Annotated in this window: 17 protein-coding genes and 1 pseudogene; 6 read left to right on the forward strand and 12 right to left on the reverse strand. The window is 67.1% G+C overall.

Annotated features, from left to right (window positions below; translation table 11 throughout):
* Positions 1-218: 218 nt before the first annotated feature.
* Both ACFXHE_RS31855 and ACFXHE_RS31860 read right to left on the reverse strand, forming a co-directional pair.
* Positions 219-1,703: a transposase gene (locus ACFXHE_RS31855; RefSeq protein WP_379388213.1), complete on the reverse strand. Its 1,485-nt coding sequence runs from the start codon at positions 1,701-1,703 to the stop codon at positions 219-221.
* A gap of 44 nt (positions 1,704-1,747) precedes the next feature.
* Positions 1,748-1,960 (reverse strand): hypothetical protein, encoded by a 213-nt coding sequence (locus ACFXHE_RS31860; protein ID WP_379388214.1) that lies wholly within the window; start codon positions 1,958-1,960, stop codon positions 1,748-1,750.
* Positions 1,961-2,360: 400 nt separating this feature from the next.
* On the opposite strand from ACFXHE_RS31860, the gene ACFXHE_RS31865 reads away from it, so the two are divergent.
* The 4 genes from ACFXHE_RS31865 to ACFXHE_RS31880 all read left to right on the forward strand — a co-directional run bounded on the left by ACFXHE_RS31865 (position 2,361) and on the right by ACFXHE_RS31880 (position 7,378).
* Positions 2,361-4,232 carry a DUF222 domain-containing protein gene (locus tag ACFXHE_RS31865; RefSeq protein ID WP_379388215.1) on the forward strand — a complete coding sequence of 624 codons (1,872 nt, stop codon included), beginning with the start codon at positions 2,361-2,363 and terminating at the stop codon, positions 4,230-4,232.
* Positions 4,233-4,431: 199 nt separating this feature from the next.
* Entirely contained in the window at positions 4,432-5,274 is an 843-nt protein-coding gene (locus ACFXHE_RS31870; RefSeq protein ID WP_379388217.1) for an acyl-CoA thioesterase, read from the forward strand.
* A gap of 83 nt (positions 5,275-5,357) precedes the next feature.
* Complete coding sequence (locus ACFXHE_RS31875) at positions 5,358-6,218, forward strand: helix-turn-helix domain-containing protein (RefSeq protein ID WP_379388218.1); 861 nt, start codon at positions 5,358-5,360, stop codon at positions 6,216-6,218.
* Positions 6,219-6,268: 50 nt separating this feature from the next.
* Positions 6,269-7,378, forward strand: a complete 1,110-nt coding sequence (locus ACFXHE_RS31880; protein ID WP_379388220.1) for a serine hydrolase domain-containing protein — start codon at positions 6,269-6,271, stop codon at positions 7,376-7,378.
* A 117-nt stretch (positions 7,379-7,495) separates the two neighbouring features.
* On the opposite strand, the gene ACFXHE_RS31885 is transcribed toward ACFXHE_RS31880, so the two are convergent.
* From ACFXHE_RS31885 to ACFXHE_RS31905, 5 genes and pseudogenes are all read right to left on the reverse strand, one after another.
* Positions 7,496-7,642: a DUF1059 domain-containing protein gene (locus ACFXHE_RS31885; protein WP_354845559.1), complete on the reverse strand. Its 147-nt coding sequence runs from the start codon at positions 7,640-7,642 to the stop codon at positions 7,496-7,498.
* 97 nt (positions 7,643-7,739) lie between these two features.
* Positions 7,740-8,305 (reverse strand): annotated as a pseudogene (locus tag ACFXHE_RS31890) (cytochrome P450).
* A 44-nt stretch (positions 8,306-8,349) separates the two neighbouring features.
* Positions 8,350-9,702: a cytochrome P450 gene (locus tag ACFXHE_RS31895; RefSeq protein ID WP_379388222.1), complete on the reverse strand. Its 1,353-nt coding sequence runs from the start codon at positions 9,700-9,702 to the stop codon at positions 8,350-8,352.
* Positions 9,703-9,861: 159 nt separating this feature from the next.
* Positions 9,862-10,452: a TetR/AcrR family transcriptional regulator gene (locus ACFXHE_RS31900; protein ID WP_379388224.1), complete on the reverse strand. Its 591-nt coding sequence runs from the start codon at positions 10,450-10,452 to the stop codon at positions 9,862-9,864.
* A gap of 464 nt (positions 10,453-10,916) precedes the next feature.
* The gene (locus tag ACFXHE_RS31905) at positions 10,917-11,351 is read right to left on the reverse strand and encodes a hypothetical protein (protein ID WP_379388226.1); all 435 of its coding nucleotides are present in this window, start codon (positions 11,349-11,351) and stop codon (positions 10,917-10,919) included.
* A gap of 428 nt (positions 11,352-11,779) precedes the next feature.
* On the opposite strand from ACFXHE_RS31905, the gene ACFXHE_RS31910 reads away from it, so the two are divergent.
* Both ACFXHE_RS31910 and ACFXHE_RS31915 read left to right on the forward strand, forming a co-directional pair.
* Positions 11,780-13,702, forward strand: coding sequence for a glycoside hydrolase family 9 protein (locus ACFXHE_RS31910; protein WP_379388227.1), 1,923 nt, complete (start codon positions 11,780-11,782; stop codon positions 13,700-13,702).
* 176 nt (positions 13,703-13,878) lie between these two features.
* A complete protein-coding gene (locus ACFXHE_RS31915; protein WP_379388229.1) occupies positions 13,879-14,349 on the forward strand; it encodes a DDE-type integrase/transposase/recombinase in 471 nt (156 codons plus the stop codon).
* On the opposite strand, the gene ACFXHE_RS31920 is transcribed toward ACFXHE_RS31915, so the two are convergent.
* The 5 genes from ACFXHE_RS31920 to ACFXHE_RS31940 form a co-directional block, all read right to left on the reverse strand.
* On the reverse strand, positions 14,346-14,786 hold the full coding sequence (locus ACFXHE_RS31920; RefSeq protein ID WP_379388231.1) for a hypothetical protein: 441 nt from the start codon (positions 14,784-14,786) through the stop codon (positions 14,346-14,348). The genes ACFXHE_RS31915 and ACFXHE_RS31920 overlap by 4 nt on opposite strands.
* A gap of 85 nt (positions 14,787-14,871) precedes the next feature.
* Positions 14,872-15,165 carry a hypothetical protein gene (locus tag ACFXHE_RS31925; RefSeq protein WP_379388233.1) on the reverse strand — a complete coding sequence of 98 codons (294 nt, stop codon included), beginning with the start codon at positions 15,163-15,165 and terminating at the stop codon, positions 14,872-14,874.
* 227 nt (positions 15,166-15,392) lie between these two features.
* A complete protein-coding gene (locus ACFXHE_RS31930) occupies positions 15,393-15,554 on the reverse strand; it encodes a hypothetical protein (RefSeq protein WP_379388235.1) in 162 nt (53 codons plus the stop codon).
* Between the two features lie 20 nt (positions 15,555-15,574).
* The gene (locus ACFXHE_RS31935) at positions 15,575-15,970 is read right to left on the reverse strand and encodes a carboxymuconolactone decarboxylase family protein (RefSeq protein WP_379388237.1); all 396 of its coding nucleotides are present in this window, start codon (positions 15,968-15,970) and stop codon (positions 15,575-15,577) included.
* Positions 15,971-16,163: 193 nt separating this feature from the next.
* Entirely contained in the window at positions 16,164-16,832 is a 669-nt protein-coding gene (locus ACFXHE_RS31940) for a hypothetical protein (protein WP_379388239.1), read from the reverse strand.
* Positions 16,833-16,925 lie beyond the last annotated feature (93 nt).

Here is a 16,925-nt window from a genome sequence, read left to right on the forward strand (position 1 = left end):
CCCACCGCAGCAGTATCGGTCACATCGATCGTTGTCGTATCAGACATCAAGTGCCACTCCTTGATTCGGAGTTACACCGTTGTTTTTACAGTCCCGCACAATCCGCTGTAGAACAGCAGTTTCCGGGCTGTTGCGAAATGGTGTGGGTGCGTGGTGTAGGGGTGCTCGGTGTATTGCGTGCCTGTTGAGGAGGGCCGCCGCGTAGCGGTCGGCCCTCCTCAACAGGTGGTGGGGGTGAGGGGTGCGGTGTTGATGGCTTTGATCAGGTTGTGGACCAAGGCGTGGAAGCTGAATTCGGCGGTGGCGCGGTCTAGTCCGCGGCTGGTGAAGCGACGGAATCCGAGGTTGTGTTTGGCGTGTCCGAACGGGGTTTCGGCGATATGGCTGCGTTGTTTGTAGAGGGTGTGGCCTTCGGGGGTGCGCAGTCGATGGGCCATCGCTTGCAGCGGGGTCGCCTCGGGTGGGGGCGGTCCCTGAGCGGGGGTTCGGGTGGCGGCGTTGTCGACGGCGCGGGTTTTGCCGATCGCGATGAGCCGGTCCGGGCCCGGGGCGGTGAGATTGTGGTGGCTGAGGTAGCCGGTATCAGCCAGCAAAATCCCGATACCTGCTGAATTGTCTTGCGGTGCAAAGGGTTGCGCTCGATCTGGTTGATGGGTGTCCAGTAGCGTGGCAGCGGCAACCGCAGCGGCCATAGTGGTGGCGAACGCGGTCGCGTCGTTGGGATTGTTGCCGACTGTGGTGGCGATGATCAGGCCGTCGGTGCTGGTGACAGCCTGGCAGTTGAAGCCTTGCAACCAGCCTCCGCCTCGTAACGGCATCATCCGCGAGGCCGGATCGGTGATATTGCGCTTGCGTTCACCACCACGCCGACGGGATCCGCCCGAGGCGGGCGCGGCCGTGACGGGTTCAGTTTCTGATTGCTGGTGCGCGGCAACGGTTTCGGTGACGGCCCGTTCCCAGGCCAGGCGCACCCGCTTCACCATCGAGTATTGCTCCACCGGCGCCGGTGCGCGGCCTGTGCGGCGGCGATCGTAAGCGTCGATCTCGGCTTGCTGCGCCGCGCGCGCCTGCCCCAGATTCCGGGCCAGCATCTCGACACGGATTTCCGCGGGCGGCTTGCCTTTGATCGCCGATCCCGACTCGTCGCGGCGTCGCCGGTGATCGGCGACCAGCGCGTCGCGGCGGGCTGTCTTGTTCTGCGCCCGCGCGGTTTTCCGCGCCGCGACCGCGTCGTCGGCGGCTCGTGCTGCCTCGGTCTCGGCTTCCAACTCGGCCAATGCCTGACTGATCCGCGCGGCGCGCGCTGAGGGCTCACCCAACTCCGCCGGCACCGCATCGGCGCGGTGCTCGGGTCCGAACTCGGCGTCCTCGGCGGCATCGCAGGCTGCATGAGCGGCCGCTGCCGCACGCGCGGCCACCCGCGCAGCGTCGGCCACCGCTTGCTCGGCAGCGGCCTTGCGCAGCCCGTCAGCGCTGCGGTTCGCGGCCAGCGAGGCGTTCGAGGAGATCTTCACCGAGTCCATGGCCACCACCCCCAACCGGCCCAAACCCAGCCGCGCACACAGCATCAGCACCTGCGCGAACAACTCCTCGGCCACGTCGGTCATCTGCGCTCGGAACCGGGCGATCGTGACATGGTCGGGGGTATTACCACCGCAGATAACCCGGAAACCGACATCACGCACACACAATCGCTCGATCACCCGCGAGGACCGTTGTCCTTGCGCCCACGCCCAGATCAACACCGTCACAGCATGTCGGGGTCATAGCCGGCGCGCCCGACACCACCCGTGCGGCGCAGCGCATGCAACCCGGCAGCATCGAGCTGAGCGACCGCCTCGATCACCAACCACACCGGATCGCCCTCGGGCAGCCATTCCCGCATATCCGGCGGCATCAGAAACTGCTGATCACGCTCAACCCGGCGATACCCCTTGGCCACCACCGCATCCAAATCCACCCCCGGCCACGACACACCGAAAACCGGTGAGGGCCAGCCGCTGACGCGGCCGACCCTCACCCAACCATTTCGCAACAGCCCGGAAACTGCTGTTCGACCTCCGATAGTGCGAGATTGGACCGTCATCCGCAACTCGGCATGTGCGGATGGTTGAGATGTCATGTGGCTGATGCCATGTGGGTCGCGAGGATGCAGTTGACGGGGCCCGCGCCGCGAGATGGGCTGAGGCCGGGGACCTTCCGGGCTGCTGTGTGGCCGGTTCGAACCGCGCGGGTTGCGGCGTCTCACGGCGCTCGATGCGTGCTACCGTCGACTAAAGCTGATATTAGCCAATGATTTACTGTGCGTGTTGTGGTGATCCTGCTGTCGTGTCGCGTTATTCGAAACTATGATCGAATACATGGTCGAGTCCGCTGATGACACGCTTGCTGCCGCCGAGGTGGTGGAGCGGCTCCAGGTCGTGCACTCGATGATTGCCACAGCCCAAGCCGAGGAGATCGGCCTGATGACACGGCTGTATCGGCTGCGCCGCGCGCAGCAACTCGCACTCGGGGTCGGAGCCCGGTACGCGGGGGAGGATGCAGCCACCGAGATCGGGATCGCGCTGCGGGTGTCACAGCGCTCGGCGGACGGGTTGATCGGGGTGGGGTTGGGGTTGGCGCACCGGTATCCGGTGACCCGGGCCGGCTTCGCGGCGGGGCGCTTGGATCTGGCGCGGGTGCGTGCGATCAGCGACGTTCTCACCAATGTCTCCGACGATCTGGTTGCGGTGCTGGAGCCACGCATCGCGGCGTATGCGGAAACCGCTGAGCCGCAGCGGGTGCGGCGCACGCTGCGTCGCTGGTTGCTCGAGGCCGACCCGGCCGGGCAGGCCGCCCGCCGTAAGGCCGCCGAAGCCGATCGGTATGTGAAGGTCACCGCTGCCGACGACGGCCCCGCGCAGGTGGAGGCGGTGCTTCCCGCCGCTGGAGGGCAGGCACTGTATGAGCGGTTGCGGGAGATGGCGGTCACCCAGTGCTGCGGCCGTGATCCGCGTACCACCGGCCAGCGCCGTGCCGATGCGTTGGTGGCCTTGGCCGACGGCAGCGGCCAACTCACCTGCCGCTGCGGGCAGCCCGACTGCCCGCGCGCCGCAACCGCCGACCCACTCCGCTTGGCACGTAAAGCGTTGGTGCAGGTGGGTATATCGGCTGAAACCTTGGCCGGGCTGCGTGACAACCCGGCGCTGCTGGCCGGGTTCGGAGCCATCGACGCGGACCTGGCACGCCAGATCGCCCGCCACGCCCGCTTCACCATCATCACCGACACGGACATCGCCACCGCCGTCGGCACCACTGCTGCCGTCGGCACCGGCATCAACGCAGCAGCCGCCACCATTGCAGCCCGCACCGGCATCAACGCAGCAGCCGCCGCTACCGTTGCAACCGGCACCGGCATCCACACTGCCGCCAGCACTGCCGTCGCCACCGGCATCAACACTGGCGCCGGCACTGCCGTCGCCACCGGCATCCACACTGCCGCCGGCACTGCTGTCGCCACCGGCACCAGGGTGAACGCTGCTACCGGCGCAAGCTCCGCCACTCGGACAAGCGCCGCCACTCGTACGAGCGCCGCCACCGGAACAGGCTCCGGTATGGACACCAGCGCCGTCAGAGGTGCTGGCGCTCGCGTCGACCTGGCCGCAATCGTCGAAAACCGCAGTGTCGATAGTGAACTGCGGTACCGCCCTGGTGCGCGTGTAGCCGCGCGGGTGCGGGCCCTGGACGGGGGCTGCCGCGCGCCCGGCTGCGCGGTGCCCGCTGTCGCCACTGATCTCGATCACCAAGACCGTTTCGACCACGCGAACCCTGAAAACGGTGGCCGCACAGTGGAAGCCAATCTGGGTTGCCGGTGTCGTCGACATCACCGGCTCAAGACCCTGGCCGACAACGGGGTCAATGGGTGGCAGGTCCTCCACCACCCCGACCGGTCTGTCGAATGGCGCACGCCCACAGGCGGATCGGTCACCACCAGCCCCGAGGGCGCGAAGTTCCTGTTCCCGCGCCTGCCGGTGCCACCGCTCAGCGCCACCGGCGTCCCCGACGCCGAACCCGTGCAGCCGTTGATCGATCCGGGCCCGGTGGCCAACGCCATGACCGAACTGGTGCACGTCTACTGCACGCCTGCCCAGCGACGGAAAGCGCGAACACGCATCCGCGCCCGCCGCACACCCACCGCCATCTCCCCGCTCACTCTCTCGGCTACCGAGCGCGATGACGATCCGCCCTTCTGACCAGGCGGCCGTCCGAGATGATCTCGGCCTTACGCTGATTATGGTGCGTTCTGCGGACTTGAGACTGAGGGTGCAGGCTGGCCCGGATAAGGTCCCAGCGTTGCGCTTTCACCGACTCGCGCAGCGGTCGAACACTTCGCCATGCCGCTCATCGGGAATCGCCGATCGCGTGCTTTCCGGCGTGTGCAAATATTTCGCAATGGCTGGTGGAACGCATATGTGGCCGGTGGTCGACCTGGCCGATCTGCTCGATGTCCTCGATCTGACCGAGGTCGGGGCGGGTCGGTTTCGTGCTCGCAATGTCACCTCGACGCTGCCGACGACGCTCGGGAGCCAGACGCTCGCGCAGGCCGTGGTTGCCGCGGAGCGGACGGTGCCGCACATGGCCGTGCAGTCGCTGCACGGTGTCTTTCCGCGCGGTGGGTATGCCGACCGGGACGTCGATGTGGCGGTCGAGGTGGTGCAGTCGGGGCGGGCGCTGGCGACGGTCCAGGTGTCGTTCTCCCAGGAGGGGCGCGAGCACGCGCGGGTGCTGACGATGCTCAGCGCGGAGGAGCCGGACTTCCTCAGCCATGGTGCGCACCTGCCCGAGGGGGTGCCGGGGCCGGAGGAGTGCGAAGAGCTGCCGTGTGCGCTGTTGCCCTGGGAGGTACGGACACTCGGCGGAGCGGACGCGCTCGCGGCCGAACTGTCGGGACCGCCGGCCCTGGATGTGTGGATGCGCTGTGACAAGGCGCCGGATCTGCCCGGCCTCGGTCGCGCGTTGCTGGCGCACGGCAGCGAGGGCTTCCTGGGCCCGGTCGCGTTGCGCCCGTACCCGGAATCCGAGATCGCGCGCCGCGGCGGCCGAGGCGCGTCCGCGATGCTCACCCAGACCGTCACCTTCCATCGGGCGTTCACGATGCACGACTGGCTGCTACTGCACTGCGAGAGCCCGTTCGCCGGTGGCAGCCGGATGTACGGTCGCATCCAGATCTTCACCCAGTCCGGTGATCTGGTGGCGTCCGTCTCCGCCCAGGGCCTGATGCGCCCGGCCGGCTGACCAGCCGCGTCGAGCCTGCGGCCACGACCTGGGCCCACCGTTCGTCACAGAGGTGAGGCCGCCGGGTTTGTAGCCTGGACGGGGTGGATGCTGTGGACTTCGGTGACGAGCCCGGTGCGGGGTGGGATTTCGCGGGTCCGGACGATGCCGGATGGCCGGGCGGCGCGATGATCGGTTATCGCGATATGGGCAGGGCCGGGCTGGATCTCCGGGTTGCCGGGACGACGGCGGTCACCGTGGTGATCGGCTTCGGTGCCGGCACCGTGCTGGTCGATGATGTCGTCGGCCGGCGAACTCTCGACGGGTTCGTCGCAGGGCTTGCCCTTTCGGCCATGCGAGTTCGCAGCGAACGAGCCGCGTGTATGGAGATTCGCCTGTCGCCGATACAGGCGTACTCCCTGTTGGGTGTTCCCCCAATCGATTTGGGCTGCGGCGTTGCCGCGCTGGAGGATCTCTGGGGACCGCGGGTTCGGGTACTGCGCGAGCAGCTCGCCTCCGCCCCGGCGTGGGGCGAGCGTTTCGCACTGACGAAATCGTTTCTGGCACAGTGCGACACCCCGAATCGGTCGCCGGACCCGGAGGTGCTGGAGGCCTGGTTTCGAATCGAGTCCGCGCACGGCCGGTTGCGGATCGGCGAACTCGCCCGATCGCTCGGCTGGAGTCATAAGCGGCTGGGGTCGCGGTTCGAGTCCCAGATCGGTCTCACTCCCAAGCGGGCGGCGATGCTGGCCCGATTCCGGTATGCCGTCGACAAATTGATGGCGGGCCAGTCCGCCGCCGACGTGGCGGCGGAGTGCGGGTACACCGATCAGGCTCACCTGTGCCGGGATGTATCGATCTTCGCGAATGACACCCCGAGGGCTCTCACCACACACTATTTGCCCGCCATCGCCCGGCACCGGTACCGGGCCTGGGGAGAATTTTTCCAATACCGGGCCGGGTAGCCCGGCCGATAGTGGTGGCCACCGACATCGACAACGAGAGGACACGTGTCGTGACCACCACCCTCGATTCCACGCAGCTGCAGGCCGCTCTGGACGCCGTCCACCGTGCGGGCATACCGGGAATCTTCACGGAAGTCCGCGCCGGTGACCAGATCTGGTGTGGCGCAGCCGGAGTCGCCGACGTCGCAACCGGCCGGCCCGTCACCAGCGATATGCGCCACCGCGTCGGCAGCATCACCAAGACGTTCACCGCAGCCGCCGTGCTACGGCAGGTCGACAACGGTGAGATCGAGCTCGACGCACCGATCGGCAGCTATCTGCCCCGCCTGGTTCCCGGCGATCGGGGTGGGGCGATCACGGTACGGATGTTGCTCAACCACACCAGCGGCCTAGCCGAATACCTGCCCCATGCCTACCCGTCACTCGCGGCCTTTCCGAACCTGGCGCGGACGACGCCGGACAGCCTGGACGACAACCGATTCACCCGCTTCCACCCGACCGAGCTGATCGAGATGGGTGTCTCGGCGCCCGCCACCGGGGCCCCGGGTGGCACCCCCGGGATCTACTCGAACACCAATTACCTTCTGCTGTGCGAACTTCTGGAGTCGGTGACCGGTGCCTCGGCCGAAAAGTACATCACCGCAGACATCATCGAGCGCGCCGGGCTGCGCGACACCGAACTCCCGGCCGGACCGCACATCGACGGTCCCCACTCCCTGCACTACGAGTCGTGGTTCGGCATGATCGAACCGCCACGCGACTACAGCGTTTTCGACATGTCGTGGGTCGGACCGGCGGCGTCACTGATCTCCACCGTCACGGACCTGAACCACTTCTTCGGCCTACTGCTGGCCGGCGAAATCATCAGCAGCCCGGCCCTGGCGGAGATGCAGCGCACCGTTCCGGTCATCTCGTTCGAGGGAAAGACCCTCGACTACGGTCTCGGCCTCCAAATGCTGCCGGCCCCCGGCCCCGCCACCTTCTGGGGCCACGACGGCTCCGTCTGGGGCGGCGGCGCAATCTCGATGACCAGCGTCGACGGCACGCGCCAACTGTCTGCCGCCGTGAACCTCCAACGCTGGAACCGTCCCGCCATCGCGCCGCAGCCTCATCCCATAGACGCTGCCCTGCAAGCGTTTATCCACCAGGCGCTCGCGTAGCAGCGTGTCCGGCCATCGAAGTAGCAGGGGACACGACCGCGGGGGAGCTCGGCTCGTTCGCAGCCGGGCCCGGCCGCCCGCGAGGATCGGGGCGACCGTACGCCTGCCCGAACCGGATCAGTACGCGAGGAAGAGGATCTCGTCGCGGGAATAGTCGTGATCGGGGTGCCGCTCGGCGAGGTGGGCCTGGGTCTTCTCGACCAGGTCGTCCTCGTTCTCGCCGCGAATGTATTCGCCGCAGGGGCAGCTCAGGCGGGTCTTCATCATCTACTCCCAATGTGATTGCGGGGGACAGCTTCTCGTCCGATCCGCGCCGATCGAGTATGCACCGGGCGATCTCCCCGGCGATACGGCGGCCCGGCTACTCGTACCGGACCCGCCAGTGCTTGATGCCGTTGATCCAGCCCGACCGCAGCCGCTCGGGTGCGGCGACCTCGGGCAGGTCCGGCATCGCGTCGGCGATGGCATTGAACATGAGATCGATCTCCAGCCGGGCGAGATTCGCGCCGACACAGTAGTGCGCGCCGGTGCCGCCGAAGGCCAGGTGCGGATTGGGGTCGCGGAGAATGTCGAACCGGAACGGGTCGTCGAAGGCGTCCTCGTCGAAATTGGCGGAGCTGTAGAACAATCCGAGCCGCTGGCCCCGCCGGATCGGCTGCCCACCCAGTTCGGTGTTCGCGGTGGCGGTGCGCTGGAACGCGGTCACCGGCGTCGCCCCGGGTTGCGCGAGATCTCCTTGATGTCCTCGTGTTTGGTGACCACCCAGTAGCCGCCGTCGCGGAATCCGCCGGACTGGGCATCGGTCTGCGGGTTCCACCACACCGGGGCGGTGCGGCGCAGCCGGGCGAATTCTTCGACGGGGTTTCGGGTTTCCCATAGCTCCGGATCGGTGAAATCGAATCCGGGGGGAATGGACGGCGCGGACACAGCTGCCTCCTGACGGGCCGACATCATTGTGGACCGGGACGAGCTCAGCGACGGCGGCGCCGATAGCGGACGCGGCATGGCTGCTGCAACTGCACCACCATCTTGGAATGGTCGTTGCGGTAGCTCTCCGACGGCTGCGCCAGCTCGAATTCCCAGTCCCGCAACAGGATCGAGAAGATCGCCTTGAGCTGCATGAGCGCGAACGGTGCGCCCACACAGCGGTGGCGGCCCGCGCCGAAGGGGATCCAGGTCCAGCGATTGACCAGGTCCTCCTGCCGCGGATCCAGATACCGGCCCGGGTCGAAGGTGTCGGGGTCCGGGAAGTCCTCCGGTATCCGGTTGGAGATGGCGGGCGTGGCGGCCACCATGTCGCCCGCCTCGATCCGATGCCCGCACACCTCGAACCGGGCACGGGCGATACGCATGAGGATGATCAGGGGCGGGTGCAGGCGCAGCGCCTCCTTGAGCGCGGCCTCCAGATTCGGAATCTGGCGCAGCGCATGGTGACTGACCTCCGCGCCGTCGGCGTACAGCTCGTCGAGCTCGGTCACCACCGTGGCCAGCGTGTCCGGGTGGCGCAGCAGTTCGATGATGGTCCAGGCCGCCGTGCCGGAGGTGGTGTGGTGCCCGGCGAACATCATGGAGATGAAGATGCCGGTGATCTCGCTGGCCGAGAAACGCGGCACGCCGTGCTCGTCCTTCACCGAGATCAGGACGTCGAGCATGTCGCGATCGTCCTTGCCGGTCGGCGGATTCGCCTCGCGCTGATCCATGATTGCCTGCACCAGCTCGACCAGTGCGGCGCGGGCCTCGTCGCGGCGGCGGAAGCTCTCGATCGGCGCGTAGGGGTCGACGTAGGCCAGCGCGTCGGTGCCCTGCTCGAGTTCGTGGTAGAGATGCGCGAACCGGGAGTCCAGCTGCTCCCGGAACTTGGGGCCGATCAGGCAGGCCGAGGACGTGTAAATGGTCAGCTCGGCGAAGAATTCGAGCAGATCGATCTCGCCCTCGTCGGTCCAGCGGGCCAGCATGCGATCCACCTCGCGGGCAATGGTGGCCGCGTGCCCGCGCATGTGGTCGGCGCGCAGCGCCTGATTGTGCAGCATCTCCTTGCGGCGTTCGGGTGGCGCGTCGAAGACCACGCCCTCGCCGAAGATCGGCTTCATGAACGGGTAGGCCGCACCCTGATCGAGGTCTTCGTCGCTGGCGCGGAAGAAGAACTCGTTGGCCTCGGCGCCCGACAGCAGGATCACATCGCGCCCCGCGAGTTCGAAGGCTCCGACATCGCCGCATTCGGCGCGCACCCGCCGCATCAGCGCGATGGGATCGGTGCGGAACTCCTCCAGGTGTCCGTGCTCATCCGCGCCCCCGGACACTCGCTGCGGCTTGACCAGTGTCATTGGAAATCCCTCCACGAATAATCTTGTCCGGACACGTGATGGACATGTGTCTGGACGGTACTATGGTCGGCGGCGTGCGACAAGGTCCCCGGCCGGTTTCGGACGTTGAATCGGATCGGCGGCCGCGTGCTGTGCGGGCCTGTGTTCGGTGCCCGTCGATCACTCGGCCGCAGGATCTGCCAGCAGTCGGCGCGCGGACCGTTCCAGTAGGTCGGCGACCTGCTCGTAGGAGAGCAGGCCCATCCCGGCCTGGAGCAGCGCGCCCGCGTAGAGCAGCTCCAGCATCGAAACCCGTTCGGGGTCATCGGATCCCAATGCCTCGGCGAGCCGGCCGCGAATCTCCCGGCCGATGCGCACCCGCAGGTGCCGGACATCGGGATCGTCGCCCAGCAGTGCATTGCTGACCGCACCGGCGAGAGCCGGGTCGTTGGCCACGAGCAGGGATACCTGACGCAGCACGGCGACCACCCGGGTGGCCGGGTCCCCGGTGTCGGTGTCCAGTTTCGGGGCCGCGACCAGTCGCCGCCAGAACACCTCCGAGATCAGGTGCTCCTTGGATGAGAAGTACGTGTAGGCGGTGGCGGTGCCGACTCCCGCGGCGGCGGCGACCAGCCGAATCGTCGTGCCGGAGAAGCCTTCCCGGGACAACACCTCGACTGCCGCCGTGGTGAGGCGGTCGACGGTGTCGGCCTGCTTCTCGGTGAGACGCCGTCGGGTTGCCTCGATACCGGTGGATGCGAGTTCGGACATGTGTCTGGATGATACTGACGCCACGAAGTCTGGACTAGTGTCTGTATTGGCTTCCAGGTCTGTGATAACGTCGCTGGACCTGCGGAAGGGTCGGCATGCAGATCACCGACGCGATGATGGACGGTCAGCTGCGTGCGACCGGTGTGTGGTTGCGGCGCATGGGGTCTCGGCACAGTGAGAGGCGCCTTCGCATTGCCGGGGCTCTGGTCGACGGGCTGCTGTGGCTCGCGCGGGCTGAGCCGAGTGGCTGAAATCCGACGACAGCGCCCGATCGAGCTTTGATCCAAGCAGTCCCGTTGATGAACGGGCTTCCGAACACCGGCTCCCCGGGCGTGCAGTCGCTCAGGGCGAGCCGGGTTCGCGTTCGTCAGATCATCGTTTTTCGAACGCGGGGGAGGATGACGCAGCCGGGGTCGCCGCATCGTCAAGCAAACTTGTCGCAGGCGGCTCGTTGTGTCCGCGAGTCAGCCTTCGTACTGCTCTCGGATGTCGACGACTTTCCCGTCGACAAGGTGAATGGTGGCGATCGGGGCCCATGAGCTCCAGTGGTCGGCTTGGGTTTTCATCGCTGTGAGGGTGCAGTGTGCCGAGTCGACGGGGAAGCCGCACATCGCGGGTTGGGGTATGGAGGTGATGGTGACCTGGTCGGAGAGCGGCACGGTGAGGTTCGGTCCGCATGCGGCTCGCCATTGCTTGGTGGATGTTCGGGCGTAGTGGACGAGGCTGTACGTCAGCTTGTTATCGGCAGACAGGTTGATCAGCTCGTCGATTCGGTCGCTCGGGTCAAGGGCCTGGACGGCGTCTGTGCAGGGGCGTGGTGGCCGCGGGTTCCGCAACAAATACCTCTGGGGGTTCCCGTAGAACTCGCCGAATTTTGGGCGGATTCGAGGTTCTGCCACCCCCACCGCCGCCGTTCACGAGGTCGCACTCACCACCGCAGAGATCAGAGACGCCGAGCAGCGGCCGTGACCTGCGCCCGCGCCGCCGGCGCTTCCAGGGAAGCAATCGCCCAGGCCGCGAACATCACTCGCCAGCCCGCCCACGAACACTGGCCAAAGATCACCCGCTGATCGTCTTCCGAACGCCAGGCATCGGTGAATGCCGGTGTCGGCTGCCGGGATCTCCGACCAGGAGAAGTAGGTCGGCATGCAAAGGTGAAGGTGCCGCTGCAGCTCGCTTGGGGCTGAATTGCGCTGCGCTGCTGCCTGTTCCGTGATCCCGGCGGTGGGGCGTCGGCGCGGCTGCTGTTGCCCGAACGCGCAAGCCGCTGACCTGCGCAGCCGTGCCTCATCCTTTTCTCATATTGCATCGGGCAGGGTGAAGCCCCATGTCCACCTTCCGACCCGGTATCACCTGGAGCCTGTGCTCCACCACAGTTCTGGCAGCTCTCACCCTCGCGATCACCGCCTGCACCCTGCCCATGGACGGAACCAGCCCCGACGGGGAAGGCCCGTCCGGCACCCGCATGCCCGCTATCCGGGTCAACCAGGCCGGCTACGCCGTCGGAGAAACCAAACAGGCCTTCGTGATGGGTTCGGGGACGGAACTGAGCCAGGCCGGCTACCGGGTGGTGGACGAACACGGCACCACCCTGACCACTGGCCAGGTCGGCGCCCGCACCGGCACGTGGAGCAGCAAGTACCCGGCAGTCCACCTCGTGGACCTCACCAGCCTCGACACTCCCGGCAACTACCACCTCGAGCTCACCGGCACCGCGTCCGGGAGCTCCCCGACATTCCGCATCGCGCCCGCCGCGCAACTGTTCACCCCGCTCATCGAGGACAACGTGCGTTTCTTCCAGGCCCAGCGCGACGGCGCGGACGTGGTGCCCGATGTGCTGCACCGCAAGCCCGCACACCTGACCGACCGCCACGGCACCGTGTACGCCACTCCTCGATACAACGAAGAAGGAAACGAACTGCTCGATGCGGCGCTGACCCCGATCGGCGGGCCCGTCGACGTGTCCGGCGGCTGGTCCGATGCGGGTGACTTCCTGAAGTTCACCCACACCACTGCCTACAGCACCGCCGATCTGTTACTGGCCCTGCGCACCGCACCCCGGGCCGCGGGCCTGGCACGGGAGGCCGACCAAGGTGTGTCCTGGCTGGACAAGATGTGGGACGGCACGACGGGCACCCTGTACGCCCAGGTCGGCATCGGCGCGGGCAACGACAACATCCACACCGACCACGACATCTGGCGGCTACCCGAGACCGACGACGACCTGAACGTGCAACCCGGCGACCCGGACTACCTGATCAAGAACCGGCCGGTGCTGCGGGCCAACGAGCCCGGCGCACCGATCAGCCCCAACCTGGCCGGACGCGTCGCCGCGGTGTTCGCGCTCGCCTCCCAGAACAGTGCCCACCGCGACCCGGTCGCCGCCAGGTCCTGGCTGGACAAAGCCGCCGCCGTCTACGCCAAGGCGAACACCGAGCCCGGCGACGCGTTGATCACCGCGTTCCCGCACAACTTCTACCCCGAGGACTCCTGGCAGGACGACATGGAGTTCGGCGTCACCGAAATGAGCCTGGCCGCCACCGCATTGGGCGATACCCGTGCCGTCGACTGGAAGCAGCAGGCCACCCACTGGGCGGCGCAGTACATCTCCTCCGACACCAAAGGCACCCTCGGCGTCGCCGACGTCAGCGCACTCGCCCACGCCGATCTGCTCTCAATCCTGAAGACGGACAACGAGAACGGCGCGAACCTGCAGGACGACCTGCGCCGGCAATTGGACGACGGGGTGAACCGGGCTGCCAAAGACCCCTTCCGGGCAGGGGCGGTGTACACCGACTTCGACTCGGTACCACACACTTTCGGCCTGGTCGCCACCGCACTGCTCTACCGCAACGCCACCGGCGACCACCACTACGACGCCTTCGGTACGCAACAGCGCAGCTGGGCCCTGGGCACGAACTCCTGGGGCATCACCTTCATGATCGGTGCCGGTGAGGTCTACCCGCACTGCCCCGAACACCAAGTGGCCAACCTCGCCGGCAGCCTCGACGGCACCGGTGACATCCTGCGCGGCGCGGTCGTGAACGGCCCGAACGCCGCCGACAAGCTCGACGAACTCAACACCTTCCCGACCATGAAGCGATGCACCTCCGATCCCGGGACACCCTGGACCGATTTCGACGGACGCACAGCCCGGTTCCTCGACGATGTCGGTGCATGGCAGAGCGTGGAACCCTCGATCGACTTCACCTCCACCGCAATGCTTGCCTTCGCCCTGTCGCAGAGCTGAAACGTCAGGGCCAGCACCGGTCGGAGTGAACCGGTGTCGAAACTCTCCGATCCAAGCAGCGACACCACAACCCGGCGTATGACCGCCGGTAAACCTGCTTACCGCGCGTCAGCCGCGCCCGTTCCGGCCGGTGACGACCCTCGCCGGCGACGCTGCGTCGCTGCCGGATCTGGTGCGTGGCGAGTTCAGCCGATCGGCCCGGCGTCCGATTGGTCGGCGACATCACCTATATCCGCACCGGTGAGGGGTGGCTGTACCTGGCGACGGTGCTGGATTGCTTTTCCAAGAAAGTCCTCGGGTACGCGATGGCCGAGCATATGCGCACCGAACTCGTGATCGACGCATTGCGGATGGCCGCGGGTGCCGTGGACTTCACACCCGGTGTCACGATCTTCCACTCCGATCGCGGCACCCAGTACCTGTCCACGGAATTCGCTGCGGTAGCACGGGAATTGAACGTCAGGCGTTCGGTCGGGCGGACCGGGATCTGCTTCGACAATGCCTGGGCAGAATCGTTCAACGGCACCCCGAAGAACGAGCGGGCTCATCGCACGCACTATCCGACCAGAGAGCACGCCCGCGCCGACAAAATCTCACTGTCCGAAAGTTTTCCGGCACCTCACAGGCTGTCGCGTAATCCGGTCTAGGTGGTGGTGGTGCCGGACCAGCCGAAGCTGAAGCTGTGTCCCTTCGAATTGCACTGGATCGCGCCGCGCCCGCCGCCACTGCACGTAGCGCCCGCGTAGCTGATGGTCGAGCCGTATCCGTTGCCCTGCGGAAGGGTGCTGGCATCGGAACGACCGTAATGACCGAACACGCCGAAGGTCGGGTGCGCGGGCAGGAACGGCACATCGATGGCGAGATCGGTCACCGGAATCATGTTCAGCCACTTGGCGATGCCGGGCGCGATGTCACAACCCGCGGTGCCGTCCGACTTGATCGAGCACTGCGCGGGACCCGTGTTGAAGTAGACGGTGTCACCGATCATGTAGTCGTTCGGATTCACCGCATCAGCATTGGCGGTACCCGCACCGACCATCGAAATCGCTGCTGCGGCCACGGCCATACCAGCGAAGGCACGCATTCTCATTCGCTCTCCCCTCGGAGTTCAGTCCGACCCGAGCTCGGACATTACACGTTACGGGCTTGAAGGGACGAGCTTCCCTGAGTCAGTTAACGATACGATCAGACGGCACGAAGTCGAGGCAATCGGTGAAACCGCCATCGGGCTGCGGTCGAGAAGATCGATCCTGACGATCGAGGTTGGTGAACGCCGCCAACTCCCGGTCCCACTTCGCGCCACCGATCCGGGCGGGATTGTTCGCCGCGAACCGCCGCGCGGAGATCGCGCACGCGGCGGTGAATGCCGCCGCGGCCGGCGTCGTGTGCGCCGGCAGTCGGTCAGCGCTCGCCGACACCACGGAAAGACTCGTACGACAGGCGACCTTCGCCCTGGTCTGCACGACTCGAGATCCCATCAAATCCGCTCTGCTGCAGGCACTCCAGCCCAGCCCGCGGCCGGTCGGCCGCTGACCGGAGCACGTCACGGCCATCGGCGACGACGAGGACAATGGGCAGCCCGGGTCGGTGATCGGGTGGGCGGCCGCGACCTCGCGGCATAGGGCAAGCGGTCCGTCCGCAGGGTTCGCGGTCACGCGATGGAGGCCATGTCGGCCGGAATCGGGGTGGATCAGCGGGTGAGGATTCGCCGGATCCAGCTGTCGCGGGCGGCGTTCTGATGACCCGGGCACCACTGGTCGGCCGGTACGGCGGCGCGGACCTGGGCGACGTGGGCGCCGCAGCCGGACCAGGTGGTCTTGCCGCAGGTCCGGCATCGGGCGGGATGGCACATGGGTAGTTTCTCCGGGGTGGTCAGGCGGGGGAGTCGCCGGATTCGATGGCGTCGGCGAATTCGCAGAACGCCTCGTAAGCGCGGGCGCCGTGGATGGTGGCGGGGCCGCCGTGCATGAGGAAGGTGACGCCGATGGCCTCGGCGGCCTCCTGTCTGGTTGCACCGGCGCGCGCCGCGGCCTGACCGTGCGAGGCGATGCAGCCGTCGCAGCCCTCGACCACCCCGATGGCCAGCGCGATCAGCTCCTTGGTCTTGCGATCCAGCGCGCCCGGCGCGAACGCCGCCTTGCTGAGCTCGCCGAAGCCCTTGTACACCTCGGGAATCGCACGCCGCAGCTCCCGGTGCAGCGGGGACAGCTCGTTCAGGACGGCCTTGCCGTGCGGCGAGGCGTGGGCGACGTCGGTCGGTGCGGACATGGCTACTCCTTCGGTTGCTTCGGCGAAGCGCGGCATCGTCCGATCGGCCGCGTCGCGGATACCCGGTGGGGTATGAACCCAAGCTAGCATACCCCCAGGGGTATGTGCCGCGATGTGCCTCACATCTGCCGTCCCGAGCGAGGTGCCCCGACTCGCCCGGCTCGGGATCGGTTCCGAGGCCGGGCGCTGACGGTCAGTTCAACCCGAGGACCACGGCGTTGCCGTCGTGATCGCCGGTGGAGGCGGTGGCGGTGTTGTACGTGTTGCCCAGCGGCACCGTCCCGAGATCGGTTCCGCCCTTGGCGAGCACCGCGGTGCGGACATTGTCGCGGGCCTGGGTGAAGGACACGTAGGCATGGGTGACCACTTCGAACTTCTCGCGACTGAAGGCCGCAGACCACACGAATCCGCCGCCGGGCAGCGGGGCCGGGCCGAAAACCCTGCCGTGGTCATTGGTTTCGATCGCGATCGCGTCGGAGAAGGCCGAGTCACTGCCGTCCGGCGGCTGCTGGGCGTAGAGCTGACCGTTGATGCGCCCCTGATATCCCGTGCTGTGCAGCCACCGCACCGGGAACCCCGCCGCCGAAAGCTGGTCCGTCAGCTTCGAAGTGGCGGCATCGGCCGTGGTGGAGGTCCGATCGACGAGCAGCACATCGATGGGCTCGAACAACGACTTGCCCTGATACTGCTGCCCCAGCCAGTCCGCGACATCCCCATTGGACTGCAACATCCACACCCCGATCGACCCGTACGCCGTCGAGACGCTCGTCCCCGCCACCGGCGGCGTCCCCGTCGAACTCTGGGACGTTCCGGTGGGCAGATCGGACGACCCGGTCGGCAGCGCGGCAGCCCCCGGCGCCATCACGACAACCGCCGCCGCAGCCACCGCCAACGAAATCGACCGAACCCGAATGACAGAGCGAGACAACATATTCACCTTTCACCGACGATCCAC

This window comes from Nocardia sp. NPDC059229, from assembly GCF_042754165.1.
Taxonomy (GTDB): Bacteria; Actinomycetota; Actinomycetes; order Mycobacteriales; family Mycobacteriaceae; genus Nocardia.

Excerpts from the sequence above, each read along its gene's own strand:
- ACFXHE_RS31935 (WP_379388237.1), bottom strand. The coding sequence starts at position 15,970 with ATGTCCGCACCGACCGACGTCGCCCACGCCTCGCCGCACGGCAAGGCC.
- ACFXHE_RS31870 (WP_379388217.1), top strand. The coding sequence starts at position 4,432 with ATGGCTGGTGGAACGCATATGTGGCCGGTGGTCGACCTGGCCGATCTG.
- ACFXHE_RS31865 (WP_379388215.1), top strand. The coding sequence starts at position 2,361 with ATGGTCGAGTCCGCTGATGACACGCTTGCTGCCGCCGAGGTGGTGGAG.
- ACFXHE_RS31900 (WP_379388224.1), bottom strand. The coding sequence starts at position 10,452 with ATGTCCGAACTCGCATCCACCGGTATCGAGGCAACCCGACGGCGTCTC.
- ACFXHE_RS31930 (WP_379388235.1), bottom strand. The coding sequence starts at position 15,554 with ATGTGCCATCCCGCCCGATGCCGGACCTGCGGCAAGACCACCTGGTCC.
- ACFXHE_RS31885 (WP_354845559.1), bottom strand. The coding sequence starts at position 7,642 with ATGAAGACCCGCCTGAGCTGCCCCTGCGGCGAATACATTCGCGGCGAG.
- ACFXHE_RS31920 (WP_379388231.1), bottom strand. The coding sequence starts at position 14,786 with ATGCGTGCCTTCGCTGGTATGGCCGTGGCCGCAGCAGCGATTTCGATG.
- ACFXHE_RS31910 (WP_379388227.1), top strand. The coding sequence starts at position 11,780 with ATGTCCACCTTCCGACCCGGTATCACCTGGAGCCTGTGCTCCACCACA.
- ACFXHE_RS31940 (WP_379388239.1), bottom strand. The coding sequence starts at position 16,832 with ATGGCGCCGGGGGCTGCCGCGCTGCCGACCGGGTCGTCCGATCTGCCC.
- ACFXHE_RS31895 (WP_379388222.1), bottom strand. The coding sequence starts at position 9,702 with ATGACACTGGTCAAGCCGCAGCGAGTGTCCGGGGGCGCGGATGAGCAC.